Source organism: Plantactinospora veratri, assembly GCF_036421995.1.
GTDB lineage: Bacteria > Actinomycetota > Actinomycetes > Mycobacteriales > Micromonosporaceae > Plantactinospora > Plantactinospora veratri.
Genome location: NZ_JAZGQL010000004.1, coordinates 60,413 through 73,173 on the forward strand (window position 1 = coordinate 60,413; position 12,761 = coordinate 73,173).

The following is a 12,761-nucleotide window of genomic DNA, read 5'->3' on the forward strand; positions in this document are numbered from 1 at the left end:
GCTGGCCCGGCACACTGTTCGCGGATCACTTGGTGTTGTTGTCCAGGTCGGCGACCGCAGGCGGCGCCTCGGAACCAGCCGAGGCTTCCACGGCCGGCGGCCTGCCATGCGGCGGCGACGGCTCGCGGGAAGCGGGCAGCGCCGGAGCCACCGGCGGTCGAACCACCACCATCGCCGACGGGAAGGCCATCAACTGGACAACGACCACCACGCCAGGCAGCATGACCGACAGAAGAGCGGCGGCGATGAATACGCCTGGCGGGACCCCGTCCGCCCAGTAGCTCCGGTCGGCAGTGGTCAACAGGCCGAAAATGACGGCACAGCTGAGGACGTAGGCAATCCCGAGGTAGGCCGCGTGGCTCACCGCCCGATGCGCCTCGTAACGAAGTCGGGGAGCAAACGCGTGCGCGACGACGACCACCGCGACCAGTGCCGACCACGCCCGGACCAGCCAGTCCAGCCAGGGATACATACCCTCGGGCCGGACATCCCGCAGATAGTCGCGCGCGGTCACCGCCAACTGCCCGACGATCACCAAGGACAGACCGTACGCGGTCACCCGGATCAACCGGAGCGGGGACTCGAACTCGTCGCGCCCGGCGATCAGCCACGCCAAGCCGGTGAACAGGGTGAGTGAGCCAACCCCGAGCATCCCCGCCGCCACCGTGGTCTGCGTCCAGGCCCGGGAACAGGTCTGTTCACCGGCGATGACGCCAAAGAAGAAGCTGTCCAGAGCGAACGTGACCAGGCCGGCGATGAACATCGTCAACGCCTTGGCCGACGAACCTCTCGACGTCGCCCTGTCGATCAGCATGACTATGCCGGCGAAGACGAGACCAGCGACCACGCCGGCCAGCTGGGAGTGTGCCCCGGCCGAGCCAAGCGGATTCCAGTCTACCGACTCACACCCGTCGCCCACCGGCACCTCGCTCAAGTCCTCGGCGATCGGACCGCAACGTCGACGCAACGGTACGGCTCCACTGTAGAGGGCGAAGGCAAAGAGCTCCCTATGGGAAAGGGCCCCTCCCCGGACGTACCGACGGGGAGAGGCCCTTCTCGCGACTCAGAGGACCAGGAGCGTCCCGCTGGTCAGGTTGATCTCCTTGCTGGTCAGGCCGGTCCAGTCGGTGGCGAGGAGCAGCCGGTCGCCCTCGGTCAGGGTGACCGCGACGCTGTCCCTACCGCCGAGCGGGCCACGGTCGGTACCGGTGACCCGGAGGCTCAGCCCGGTGGCCACCGTGACCGGTCGACGGGGGTCGGTGACGTCGTAGAGGCCGGCCCGGCTGCGCAGGTCGAGGCGGTCGGCGCCGCCACCGGACCGTACGCCGAACGAGTCGAGCCCGACGCCCCGGATCTCGTAGCTCCGGCCCTCCGACCGGAAGGAGAGAGTCGTCGTACCGGTGCCGCCGAGCCGGGTCTGCGCGACCAGCACGCTGAAGTCGACCCGGGACTTCGGCTCCACCGGGTACGCCCCGGCCGACCTGGTCGGGGTCACCGAGCCGCCGCCGAGCACCACGGAGGTGCCCGCCCTGGCCACCTCGACCCGCGCCTTCGTGCTGCCGGCATAGTTGCCGCCGAGCGTGACGGTCACCTCGTGGCCGCCGGCCGGCAGGCTCGCCGTGCAGGTCGCCACCGAGCCGAAGTCGTCGGTGCCGAGCGGTGCCGGTACGTCGGTGCAGAGGGTGCGGCCACCGGCGGCGAAGGTCACCGTCGCGGTCGAGACGTCACCCGGCCACGGCTCGGCGCCGGAACCCGGCGGAATCTCCCGCAGGGTGGCCTGGAGCAGCACGTCGGCGTTCCGGCCCGATCCCGAGACCAGGGTGTCCCCGGTGTAGGCCAGCTCCGCCGCCTCCGGCACCACCCGGATGGTGAACGAGACCGTCCCGCTCTGCCCGTGCTGGTCGGTGACGGTCACCGTCACCGGGTAGTCGCCCGGGGCGGCCCGGTTGTTGCCGACCACGCCCCAGACCGCCGGTGCGCCGGCCCCGTCCGGTTCCTCCGGCGTCTTGGCGCCGAGCGCCAGGCCGGCGGGGAGCCCGGTCGCGGTCGCGGCGAGCTGTCCCGGACCGCCGTCCGGGTCGGTGGCGGTGACCCGCACCTCCGGCAGGATCGGGTCGCTGTACTGCACCGTCACCACCTCGCCACCGTCGAAGATCACCTTCGGCGTGGCCTGGAGCGTCAGGTCGGCGTCGTTCAGGTCGAAGAAGACGTTGCCGATCGCCTCGATCTTGATCCGGGCCGCCTTGGCGCCGATGTTCGGCAGGGTCACCGTCTCGGCGCCGTCGTTGGCGGTGCGCTCCGCGAGGACGTACCCGAAGGTTCTGCCGCCGTCGACGGAGAGCGAGATCTTCACCTCGCTCACCCCGACCGGCGCGGCGTCGGTGCCGGCCACGTCCCAGCTCACCGGCAGCGTGGCGCCGCCGGCCAGGGTCTGCGCGCCGGCCTGCGAGGTGACCAGGAACGGTCCGGCGGCCGGCGCCAGGGTCAGCGCGGTGTCGGCGCTGCCGATCCCGCCCGCGCCCGGGTTTCCGTCCCGGGCGGTGAGCCGGAAGTGCAGGGTCCGGTCACCCACACCGACCCAGTCGGCGGTCGGCAGGAACTCCGAGTAACAGTCGACGATCTCCGGCGGCACGTTGCTCGCCCCGCCGCTCACCGGCGGCGGAGGCGCGGCCGGGCAGGTGCCGGTCTTCGCGTTGGTGTTGTCGGCGGCGATCTGCGCCAGGTCCGGGAAGACCCGGGTCGGGTCGGTGGTGACCGCGTTCTGCCCGGGGGAGTGGTATTCCAGGGTGTCCGTCGGACTGACGACCGCCGCCGTGCCGAACTGCCGGAACAGCGGCCCGTTGGTCTTGGTGTTGCTGACCAGCGCGGTCCCGGCGGTGCTGCCGCCGACCCCGCCCCGGTCGTTCTGCTCCCAGAGGTACGTCACCGTGTCGCCGTCGGCGTCGGTGGCGCTGCCGGTCAACGCGAACGGGGTACGGACCGGAATCGTGTACGCGGCCGGCACGGTCACCACCGGTGCGGAGTTGCCGGTCTGCTCGACCCGCCAGCCGCCGTTGTCGATCGGACCGCCCTTGACCGTCTCGCCGACGAAGCCGTCCGCGCCGCTGGCGTTGGTGACGGCGAGCGCCTCGACGTTGACCGCCGCCACCGGGCCACCGGCGAAGGTGACCTGGAACCCGGCGTCGTCCAGCACGCCGGTGCCGCCGAACGGCGCGACCGCGACGAGCGCACCCGCCGGCCAGCCGGGGATCGCCTCGATCGCCGCCTTGATCCCGGCCGCGCTGTAGTTGCCGCCCCGGACGATCGGCGCCGACTCGGCACCGCCGAAGCGCAGCCTGAACGAGTCGCCGTCGGTGTCGAAGTCGCGCAGCGAGACGTTCTGCACCTCGTTGACGGCCGGCCGGGCCGAGGTGACGTACGTGGTGATCTCGGTGTAGCTGCGCTGCGACCAGTACGGGTCGCTGTGCGGTTGCAGGTTGTCCTGCTGGCAGATGCCGGCGTACGCCATGATCGACGAACCGCTGCCCGGCTCGTACGAGTTCGCGGGGCTGCGGTTGCCGCCGGAGCAGTTCCACTGGGTGCCGTTGAAGGTGTGGTTGCCGGCGAACTGGTGGCCGATCTCGTGCGCGACGTAGTCGACCGCGAAGAAGTCGCCGACCGGGGTCGGCAGGCCGGTGCAGCCGCGCGCCTTGTTGGCCCCGCCGACCACGCCCAGCCCGGCGATCCCGCCACCGTTGACGCCGAGTCCGATGTGCCCGACGTCGTAGTCGGACGCCCCGACGAGCTGGCCGAGCACGATGTTGTTGCGGTTCAGCGTGCCGCCGGCACAGGAGGCGAGCTGCGCCTCCGTGTAACAGGGCGCCGCACCGCACGGCCCGTTCGCCCCGGTCGCCTCGGCCGGGGTGTTCAGGTTCGTCTTCTCGGTCTCGTCGACCAGCACCAGCCGGATCGCCGTCTCGTCCTCGTATATCTGGGTCACCCGGTTCACCAGGGTCACCTTGGCCGCCGTCACGTTCGCCGGACCGAAGTAGGTCGCGTAGGACGGGTCGGTCACCAGGGCCAGCCGGTACGTCCGCAGCGTCACGTCCCCGCCCGCCGAGTCCAGGGCGGCGGGTACGTCGTCGGCGAGTTCCTCGGCGGCGTGCGCCACGTCCTCCCGCTCGACGAACGGCCCGTCGGGGTTCGTGGCGTCCCGCACGTAGTAGCTGGCGTACCGGCCCTGGTCGGACCGGCTGTACGGGTCGACGTACCAGACACCGCGCTCGGACCGGACCGAGGCGTGGAAGCCCAGCGGGGTGAGGTCGGCCCGGACGGTCGCGGTCGGATCGTCGACACCCCGGCCGGCGTACGTCCGGATCTCCGGGTGCCGGGCGGCCAGGCCGGGCGCCATCACCGGCGAGTCCACCAGCGCGAACCGCTGGAACGTGCCGTCCGGTGCGGGCAGCGCCACGACCAGGGACCGGGCCGGGGCGGTGCCGGCGCGCTCCTCGGGTGCCCGCTCCAGCGTGGCGGCGAGGCTCGCCCGGTCCAGGGCGTACCCGGTGAACCGCTCGGCCTGGATGTCGGTGGGCCCGGCGGACCGGGCGGCGCTGGAGCCGTCGGCGAGCCGGGTCCACGGGTTGGCCGGCTGGCCCGGCGCGGAGCTGGCCGGGGCGGAGGTGACCAGCACCGGGAGTACGCCGGCGGCGAGGGCGGCCACCGCGAGGGTGGCCAGGCGTCGGCGGGGTGCCGCCCGACCGCGGGTGGCGGCGGGTGTCGAGGGGGTCGTCAACTCTGTCTCCTTGGGACTACTCCGAGCGCCGGTCGGTCGCGCGGCGTTCCTGCCACCCGGCCAGGTCCATCGACCAATTTGCAGGGGTGATCCGCACGATAGGCGCCCGGACCGGCCGGGCAACAGTCTCCACGCGGCCGGAAGCAGGATCGGCCACTGTGGCTGGCACCCGCCGGCCCGGATCACCGGCCGAGTCCTCGGACCACCTGCCGAGCTGGATGACGGTCGACCTGCCGGCCACCTGACCCACCCGCCCGGCGGGGTTGTCCACGCCGAAGTGGTCCGATCGGATAGCGTCGTGGCCATGCCCGAGACCGGTTATCCCTGGCCGATCGAGACCACCCGGCTGGACAACGGCCTGCGTGTGGTGGTCAGCGAGGATCGCAGCGCCCCCGTCGTCGCGATCAACCTCTGGTACGACGTCGGCTCACGACACGAGCCCGACGGCCAGACCGGCTTCGCCCACCTGTTCGAACACCTGATGTTCGAGGGTTCGGTCAACGTGGCCAAGACCGAGCACATGCAGTTGGTGCAGGGCTCCGGCGGCTCGCTGAACGCGACCACCAACCCGGACCGGACCAACTACTTCGAGACGCTGCCCTCGGAACATCTGGCGCTCGCGCTCTGGCTGGAGGCGGACCGGATGGGCGGCCTGGTGCCGGCGCTGACCCAGGAGACCCTGGACAACCAGCGCGAGGTGGTGAAGAACGAGCGACGGCAGCGCTACGAGAACGTCCCGTACGGCGACGCCTGGCTGCGCCTGCTGCCGCTGCTCTATCCCCCCGGGCATCCCTACCACCACGCCACGATCGGTTCGATGGCCGACCTGAACGCCGCCGACCTGGCCACCTTCCAGGCGTTCCACACCACCTACTACGCCCCGAACAACGCGGTGCTCACGGTGGCCGGCGACGCCTCGGCCGACGAGGTCTTCGCGCTGGCCGAGCGCTATTTCGGCAGGCTGGTGCCGCAGCCGGACATCCCGCCGGCCCCGGACGGCAGGACGGTGCCGAGCATCGGAGCGCCGGTCCGGGAGACCGTCACCGCGGACGTGCCCGCCCCGAGGGTCTACCTGGCGCACCGGACCCACCCGTTCGGCGGCCCCGGCTACGACACGGTGACCGTGCTGGCCACGCTTCTCGGCAGCGGCCGGGGCAGCCGGCTCTACCAGCGGCTCGCCGACGGGGCCCGGCTCGCCCAGCCGGACAGCCTCGGCGCGTTCGGCGTCGACCTGGCGTACGCGCCGGCTCCGATGATCGCCACCGCCACCGCCCGGGACGGGGTGACCGTGCAGGAGTTGGAGGCGGGACTCGTCGAGGTGCTGGACGGGCTCGCCGACGGGGTGACCGAGGCCGAACTCGACCGGGCCAAGGCGCTGCTCACCACCGGCTGGTGGCGGCAGCTCGCCAGCGTCGACGGCCGGGCCGACATCCTCGGCCGGCACGCCACCCAGCTCGGGGATCCGGCCCGGGCGGCCGACCGGTTGCCGGGCTGGCTCTCGGTCACCGCGGAGCAGGTGACCGAGCTCGCCGCCGAGCTGCTCCGGCCCGAGGACCGGGCGACCCTGACCTACCTGCCGGAGACCGAGGAAGAGGCGTCATGAGCGAGCCGGGTCCCATCCTGATCACGGAGCGGCCGCCGACCGGGGCCGCCCGGCCGTACACCTTCCCGACGGTGGTCCGCCGGACGGTGGCCGGGGGCAAGGTGGTCGCCGCCCACCTGCCGGGGCACCACCTCGCCGTCGCGGTGCTGCTGCTCGACGGCGGCGCCGGGCGTGAGCCGCTGGGCCGGGAAGGGCTCTCCGGGGTACTCGCGAAGGCGCTGGAGGAGGGGACGACCCGGCGCGACTCCACGGCGTACGCGCTGGCGCTGGAAGGGCTCGGCACCGAGCTGACCATCGCCACCGACTGGGACGCGTTCCAGGTCAGCGTGCAGGTGCCGGTGGACCGGCTGCCGGCGGCGGTGGAGCTGCTGGCCGAGGCCGTCCGGACCCCGCGCCTCGACCCGGCCGACATCACCCGGGTACGCGACGACGAGGTCACCGCGTTGCGGATGTACTGGGCCAACCCGGGGCCACGGGCCGACGCCGCGCTCCGCGCCGACCTGTTCGGTGCGGACCAGCGGCCCGGCCGCCCGATGGACGGCGATCCCGACTCGGTGGCCGCGGTCACCGTCGACGACGTCACCGCGTTCCACGCCGCCTGGCTGACCCGGTTCGGCACCCTGCTGGTCGTCGGCGACCTCGACCGGATCGACCTGGATCTGCTCGGCACCACCGCGTTCGCCGGTGCGGACGGTGCGGTGCAGCCGGCCGGCCCGCCGCTGGAGGTGCCGGTCCGCGACGAGCGGCGGATCATCCTGGTCGACCGGCCCGGCTCGGTCCAGTCCACGCTGCGGCTCGGGCACCCCGCACCGCACCGGGCCCACCCGGACCACGTGCCGATGACGCTCGCCGCCACGGTGCTCGGCGGGGCGTTCACCTCCCGGCTGAACCACCTGATCCGGGAGGTACGCGGCTACACGTACGGGATCAGGGCCGAGTTCGGCCACTCGCGGCGGTTCGGCCGGTTCGTGGTCAGCTCCGGGGTGCAGACCGCGGTGACCGCGCCGGCCCTGGTCGACGCGGTGGGCGAGATCACCCGTACCCGGGACGCCGGGGTGACCGAGCCGGAGCTGGCGGTCGCCCGCGCCTGGCGGGCCGGGCAGCTCTCGGTGGAGTTGCAGGCCCCCCGGGCCATCGCCAACGCGCTCGCCACGCTGGTCGTGCACGACCTGCCGGACGACTACCACGCCACGCTGCGCGAGCAGTTGCTGTCGACCGCCGAGCCGGCGGTGTCGGCGGCGGCCGCGACGCACCTGCACCCGCAGGGGCTGACCCTGGTGATCGAGGGTGACGCGGCGGTGATCCGGGACGAGCTGGTCGCCAGCGGGCTCGGCGAGGTGGTCGACGCCGCGGTCTGACGCCCTGCGCCGGGCTGCACGGACGGGCGGCCCGGCGGTCGGGACTGACCGGATGCTGGGCGGTGCGGTAATCGGCTTGCTAGGCCGCCCGAGCGGCTGGGTAGCCTCAGCGGTATGAGGATCGGGATTGTGGGGGCCACCGGGCAGGTCGGTGGCGTGATGCGGCGGATACTCGCCGAGCGCCAGTTTCCGGTGGACGAGCTGCGGCTCTTCGCCTCGGCCCGGTCGGCGGGGCGCACGGTGGCCTGGCGGGACGGCGAGGTCACCGTCGAGGACGCGGAGACCGCCGACTTCGCCGGGCTGGACATCGCGCTCTTCTCGGCCGGAAAGGGTACGAGCAAGGCACTCGCCCCCCGGGTCGCCGAGGCCGGCGCTGTGGTGATCGACAACTCGTCGGCGTGGCGGATGGATCCCGAGGTGCCCCTGGTGGTCGCCGAGGTCAACCCGCACGCCGCCGCCGTACGCCCCCGGGGCATCATCGCCAACCCCAACTGCACGACGATGGCGGCGATGCCGGTGCTGCGACCGCTGCACGCCGAGGCGGGGCTGCTCAGCCTGGTCGTGGCGACCTACCAGGCGGTCTCCGGTTCCGGACTGGCCGGGGTCGCCGAGCTGGACGAGCAGGTCCGCAAGGTCGCCGACGGTGCCGCCGCGCTCGCCTTCGACGGCCGGGCCGTCGAGTTCCCGGCCCCCCGGCAGTACGCCCAGCCGATCGCCTTCAACGTGCTGCCGCTGGCCGGCGCGGTCGTGGACGACGGGTCGGCGGAGACCGACGAGGAGCAGAAGCTCCGCAACGAGAGCCGCAAGATCCTGGAGATTCCCGAACTGAAGGTCTCCGGCACCTGTGTCCGGGTGCCCGTCTTCACCGGCCACTCGTTGCAGGTCAACGCCAGGTTCGCCCGGCCGCTCCGCCCGGAGCGGGCCCGCGAGCTGCTGGCCGGGGCCCCGGGGGTGGCGCTGGTGGACGTACCCACGCCGCTGCTGGCCGCCGGGCAGGACCCGACGTACGTCGGCCGGCTCCGGGTCGACGAGACCGTCGAGCACGGGTTGGCCTTCTTCTGCTCGAACGACAACCTGCGCAAGGGCGCGGCGCTGAACGCCGTGCAGATCGCCGAGTTGGTGGCCGGCGAGTCGCGCTGACGTCCGACCCGCCGGTCACGGGCGGCGGGTCCGCGGCGGTGGGTAGGGTGAGGGTCGACCCTGTCTCGGGAGGTGGGCGTGGTGGACGGCCGGACGGAACAGGCGCTGCTCGGCATCATCCGGGACGGGTCGCTCGGCGTGCTGGCGACGATCAAGCGGGACGGTCGGCCGCAACTGTCCAACGTCAACTACTGCTACGACCCGGAGCGTCGGCTGATCCGGGTCTCCATCACCGCCGACCGGGCCAAGACCGCCAACCTGCGGCGTGACCCTCGGGCGAGCTTCCAGGTCAGCACCGCAGACGGCTGGGCGTACGCGGTCGCCGAGGGTGTCGCCGAGCTGACCCCGGTGGCGGCGGAGCGGACCGACCCGACGGTCGAGGAGCTGATCGACGTCTACCGGGCGGTCCAGGGTGAGCACCCGGATTGGGACGACTACCGCCGGGCGATGGTCGCGGACCGTCGACTCGTGCTGCGCCTCCCGGTCGACCGGGTGTACGGCGCACCGCCGCGCGGCTAGCCCGGTCGTTTCCGCGCCGGCCGGCGTAACCGGCCGGCGTACCTCCCGTGCCGACGCGGGTTGTCCACATTGGTCGGTCTGTGCCCTGCCGCGCATGTCGCCGGCTTTCGGCCGCCGCCCCCTGCTCGGTCTCGGTGAGAACCGCACACCCGGGCACTTCTCGGGCGAACCGCTGCCCGGGGGACAACAGCGGCTCCGGGGACGACGTCCTGATATCCGAGCGGGCCCGTTCGCCCGGCCGTGCGGCGTTACGTCGAGGTCTGCCCGGGTAGACCGGGTCGGCCGACCTTGAGAGGGGAGCAGGATGACGACCGTCGGAGAGTTCATGACGACCCGCTTGGTGACCATGGACGGCGGCGACACGCTCACCGCTGCCGCCCAGGAGATGCGGGACAGCGCCATCGGCGACGTGATCGTGACCAACGGGGACGACGTGATAGGTATCGTCACCGACCGCGACATCACGGTACGCGGGGTGGCCGAGGAGCTGAACCCGTCGAGCGCCACGCTGAGCCAGATCCTCACCCAGGACGTGGTGACCGTGACGCAGTACGACGACGCGGTCGCCGCCGCCGACCTGATGCGGACGTACGGCATACGTCGGTTGCCGGTGGTCGAGGACGGCCGGCTGATCGGACTGGTCTCCCTCGGCGACCTGGCGGTCGAGCGGGAGCCGCAGTCCGTGCTCGCCGACATCAGCGCCGATGAACCGAACAACTGAGACCGGCCCGACGGGTCCGGGCGACAACGGCGTCCCCGGGCTCGTCGGGCTGTGCGCCCCGCTCCATCAGCGGGAGGTCCCCGTCCGGGACCTGGAGGTGGCGGTTCGACGTGGGCCAGCAGCTGTGCCCGGTCGCAGGCGAGGGAGGGCGGGGCGATGGATCCGACCACGGAGTTCTTCGAAGGTCTCAACCACCGGCCCCCGGACCCGCTGCTGAGCCGGATCCGGGGAACCGTCCGCTTCGAACTCGAGTCTCCGGAGGGCCTCGACACCTGGCTGCTGGTGCTCAGCGCCGGCAGTGTGAGCGCCACCCAGACGGACCGTACGGCGGACTGCACGGTGCGGACCGACCGCGAGTTCTTCAACCGGATCGCCGCCGGCGAGTCGAACCCGTTCGCGGCGTTGCTCTGCAACCGGGTCACCGTGGAGGGCGAGCTGGGCCTGTACAGCTACCTGAACCACCTGGTCCCCGGGCCGCCCGGCGCGCACGAGCCGAGGGACTGGGTACGGCAGCGGGGGCAGCGGTGATGAAACCACTGGTCAGCATCCTCGACGGAAACACCTTCGTGGTCAGCGACAACCGGGGCGACATCGACCCGTCGCCGACCTTCCCCACCGGGCTGTTCTCGTTCGACACCCGGTTCCTGTCGAAGTGGGAGTTGACCGTCGACGGAAACCGGCTCAACGTCCTCTCCGTCGACGACCTCCAGTACTTCGAGTCGCAGTTCTTCCTGGTACCGGGTGAGCCGACGCACTACGTGGACGCCAAGCTGTCGATCATCCGGCACCGGACGGTCGGCGGCAGCTTCATCGAGGAGCTGACCGTCCTCAACCACCAGGACCGGACCGTCGAGCTGACCGTCCGGTTGAACGCCGAGAGCGACTTCGCCGACCTGTTCGAGATCAAGGACGTCCAGGAGAAGGTCGGCACCACCACCGCGCTGGTCGAGGAGGACCGGCTGCGACTCTGCTACCAGCGGGAGACCTACCGGCGCGAAACGATCATCACCTCGAGCGCGCCCGCCGAGTTCGACGAGCAGGGGATCAGCTTCACGCTGCGGATCGGGCCGCACCAGCAGTGGCAGACCCGGCTGCGGGTGGAGACCATCGTGGAGGGGGCCGGCGGCCGGGACATCCGGCTCAGCATCCAGCGGCACCGCAGCCGCTCCCCGCAGGAAATGCGGCGAGATCTGGACGCGTGGCTGGAGCGGGCGCCGAAGCTCACCAGCGACAGCGAGGCGCTGACCGAGACGTACCAGCGCAGCCTGGTCGACCTGGCCGCGCTGCGGTACACGCCGCTGACCGCCGGGGCGCCGTTGCCGGCCGCCGGCCTGCCCTGGTTCATGACCATGTTCGGCCGGGACAGCCTGATCACCTGCCTCCAGTCCCTGCCGTTCACCCCGGAACTCGCCGGGCCGACGCTGCGCTACCTGGCGATGTCCCAGGGGGTGACCCTGGACGACTTCCGGGAACGCGAGCCGGGAAAGATCCTGCACGAGGTCCGGTACGGCGAGTCGACGGCCTTCGAGGAGCAGCCGCACTCGCCCTACTACGGCTCGGCCGACGCGACCGCGCTCTTCGTGGTCCTGCTCGACGAGTACGAGCGGTGGAGCGGGGACACCGAGCTGGTCGAGACGCTGGAGCACGAGGCCCGGGCCGCGCTGAACTGGATCGACCGGTACGGGGACCTGATGGGCAACGGCTACGTCTGGTTCGAACGGCGCAACCTGCGCAACGGCCTGGAGAACCAGTGCTGGAAGGACTCCTGGGACGGCATCTCCTACTCCGACGGGCGGCTGCCGGCCTTTCCCCGGGCCACCTGCGAACTACAGGGCTACGCCTACGACGCCAAGATGCGGGGCGCCCGGCTCGCCCGGCTGTTCTGGCGCGACCCGGTCTACGCCGACCAGCTGGAGCGGGAGGCGGCGGATCTGAAGCAGCGGTTCAACCGGGACTTCTGGGTCGACGACGGCGAGTACTACGCGCTGGCCCTGGACATCGAGGGCGGCCAGGTGGACGCGCTCTCGTCGAACATCGGACACCTGCTGTGGAGCGGGATCGTCGACGAGGACCGGGCCGCGAAGGTGGCCGAGCACCTGCTCGGGCCACGGCTCTTCTCCGGCTGGGGAGTGCGGACCCTGGCCGAGGGGGAGGGCCGGTACAACCCGATCGGCTACCACGTCGGCACGGTCTGGCCGTTCGACAACTCGCTGATCGCCTGGGGCCTGCGCCGGTACGGCTTCCGGCACGAGGCGGGCCAGATCGCCGAGGCGATGATCGACGCCGGGCGGTACTTCGACGGCCGGCTCCCCGAGGCGTTCGCCGGCTACGACCGGGCGCTGACGAAGTATCCGGTGCAGTACCCGACGGCGTGCAGCCCGCAGGCGTGGTCGACCGGTACGCCGATGTTGCTGATCCGGACCCTGCTGGGGCTGGAGCCGCACGGTGAGCACCTGGTCGTGGACCCGGCCCTGCCGGAGGGGATGGGCCGGATGGAGCTGTTGGACATCCCCGGCCGGTGGGGCCTGATCGACGCCTTCGGCCGGGGGCGGGCGGAGCACAGCCGGACGCCGCCGCGGCTGATGGAGTGATCCGGACATGGCACCGGCCGCTGTGCGGGATGCCGGACGAGTCGGGAAAGGGAGGCAC

General features: G+C 72.1%; 9 protein-coding genes. 7 read left to right on the forward strand and 2 right to left on the reverse strand.

What is annotated here, in order from left to right; all coding sequences use genetic code 11:
* Window positions 1-25 precede the first annotated feature (25 nt).
* Window positions 26-934, reverse strand: coding sequence for a hypothetical protein (locus tag V1634_RS05150; protein ID WP_331206577.1), 909 nt, complete (start codon window positions 932-934; stop codon window positions 26-28).
* Window positions 935-1,063: 129 nt separating this feature from the next.
* Window positions 1,064-4,771 (reverse strand): M12 family metallo-peptidase, encoded by a 3,708-nt coding sequence (locus V1634_RS05155; protein ID WP_331206578.1) that lies wholly within the window; start codon window positions 4,769-4,771, stop codon window positions 1,064-1,066.
* A 304-nt stretch (window positions 4,772-5,075) separates the two neighbouring features.
* Between V1634_RS05155 and V1634_RS05160 the strand changes: the two genes are divergently transcribed.
* From V1634_RS05160 to V1634_RS05190, 7 genes are all read left to right on the forward strand, one after another.
* Entirely contained in the window at window positions 5,076-6,374 is a 1,299-nt protein-coding gene (locus V1634_RS05160) for a M16 family metallopeptidase (RefSeq protein ID WP_331206579.1), read from the forward strand.
* Window positions 6,371-7,732, forward strand: a complete 1,362-nt coding sequence (locus tag V1634_RS05165) for a M16 family metallopeptidase (RefSeq protein WP_331206580.1) — start codon at window positions 6,371-6,373, stop codon at window positions 7,730-7,732. Before V1634_RS05160 ends, V1634_RS05165 begins: the two co-directional genes overlap by 4 nt.
* 114 nt (window positions 7,733-7,846) lie before the next feature.
* A complete protein-coding gene (locus V1634_RS05170) occupies window positions 7,847-8,872 on the forward strand; it encodes an aspartate-semialdehyde dehydrogenase (protein WP_331206581.1) in 1,026 nt (341 codons plus the stop codon).
* 81 nt (window positions 8,873-8,953) lie between these two features.
* On the forward strand, window positions 8,954-9,391 hold the full coding sequence (locus tag V1634_RS05175; RefSeq protein WP_331206582.1) for a PPOX class F420-dependent oxidoreductase: 438 nt from the start codon (window positions 8,954-8,956) through the stop codon (window positions 9,389-9,391).
* A gap of 304 nt (window positions 9,392-9,695) precedes the next feature.
* Complete coding sequence (locus tag V1634_RS05180; RefSeq protein WP_331206583.1) at window positions 9,696-10,112, forward strand: CBS domain-containing protein; 417 nt, start codon at window positions 9,696-9,698, stop codon at window positions 10,110-10,112.
* Between the two features lie 156 nt (window positions 10,113-10,268).
* Complete coding sequence (locus V1634_RS05185; RefSeq protein WP_331206584.1) at window positions 10,269-10,640, forward strand: SCP2 sterol-binding domain-containing protein; 372 nt, start codon at window positions 10,269-10,271, stop codon at window positions 10,638-10,640.
* Window positions 10,640-12,703, forward strand: coding sequence for an amylo-alpha-1,6-glucosidase (locus V1634_RS05190; RefSeq protein ID WP_331206585.1), 2,064 nt, complete (start codon window positions 10,640-10,642; stop codon window positions 12,701-12,703). The genes V1634_RS05185 and V1634_RS05190 overlap by 1 nt, the downstream gene beginning before the upstream one ends.
* Window positions 12,704-12,761: the final 58 nt, after the last annotated feature.

Bases quoted from the DNA above. Each gene is read 5' to 3' on its own strand.
- V1634_RS05165 (WP_331206580.1), top strand. From the start codon at position 6,371: ATGAGCGAGCCGGGTCCCATCCTGATCACGGAGCGGCCGCCGACCGGG.
- V1634_RS05190 (WP_331206585.1), top strand. From the start codon at position 10,640: ATGAAACCACTGGTCAGCATCCTCGACGGAAACACCTTCGTGGTCAGC.
- V1634_RS05160 (WP_331206579.1), top strand. From the start codon at position 5,076: ATGCCCGAGACCGGTTATCCCTGGCCGATCGAGACCACCCGGCTGGAC.
- V1634_RS05185 (WP_331206584.1), top strand. From the start codon at position 10,269: ATGGATCCGACCACGGAGTTCTTCGAAGGTCTCAACCACCGGCCCCCG.
- V1634_RS05170 (WP_331206581.1), top strand. From the start codon at position 7,847: ATGAGGATCGGGATTGTGGGGGCCACCGGGCAGGTCGGTGGCGTGATG.
- V1634_RS05180 (WP_331206583.1), top strand. From the start codon at position 9,696: ATGACGACCGTCGGAGAGTTCATGACGACCCGCTTGGTGACCATGGAC.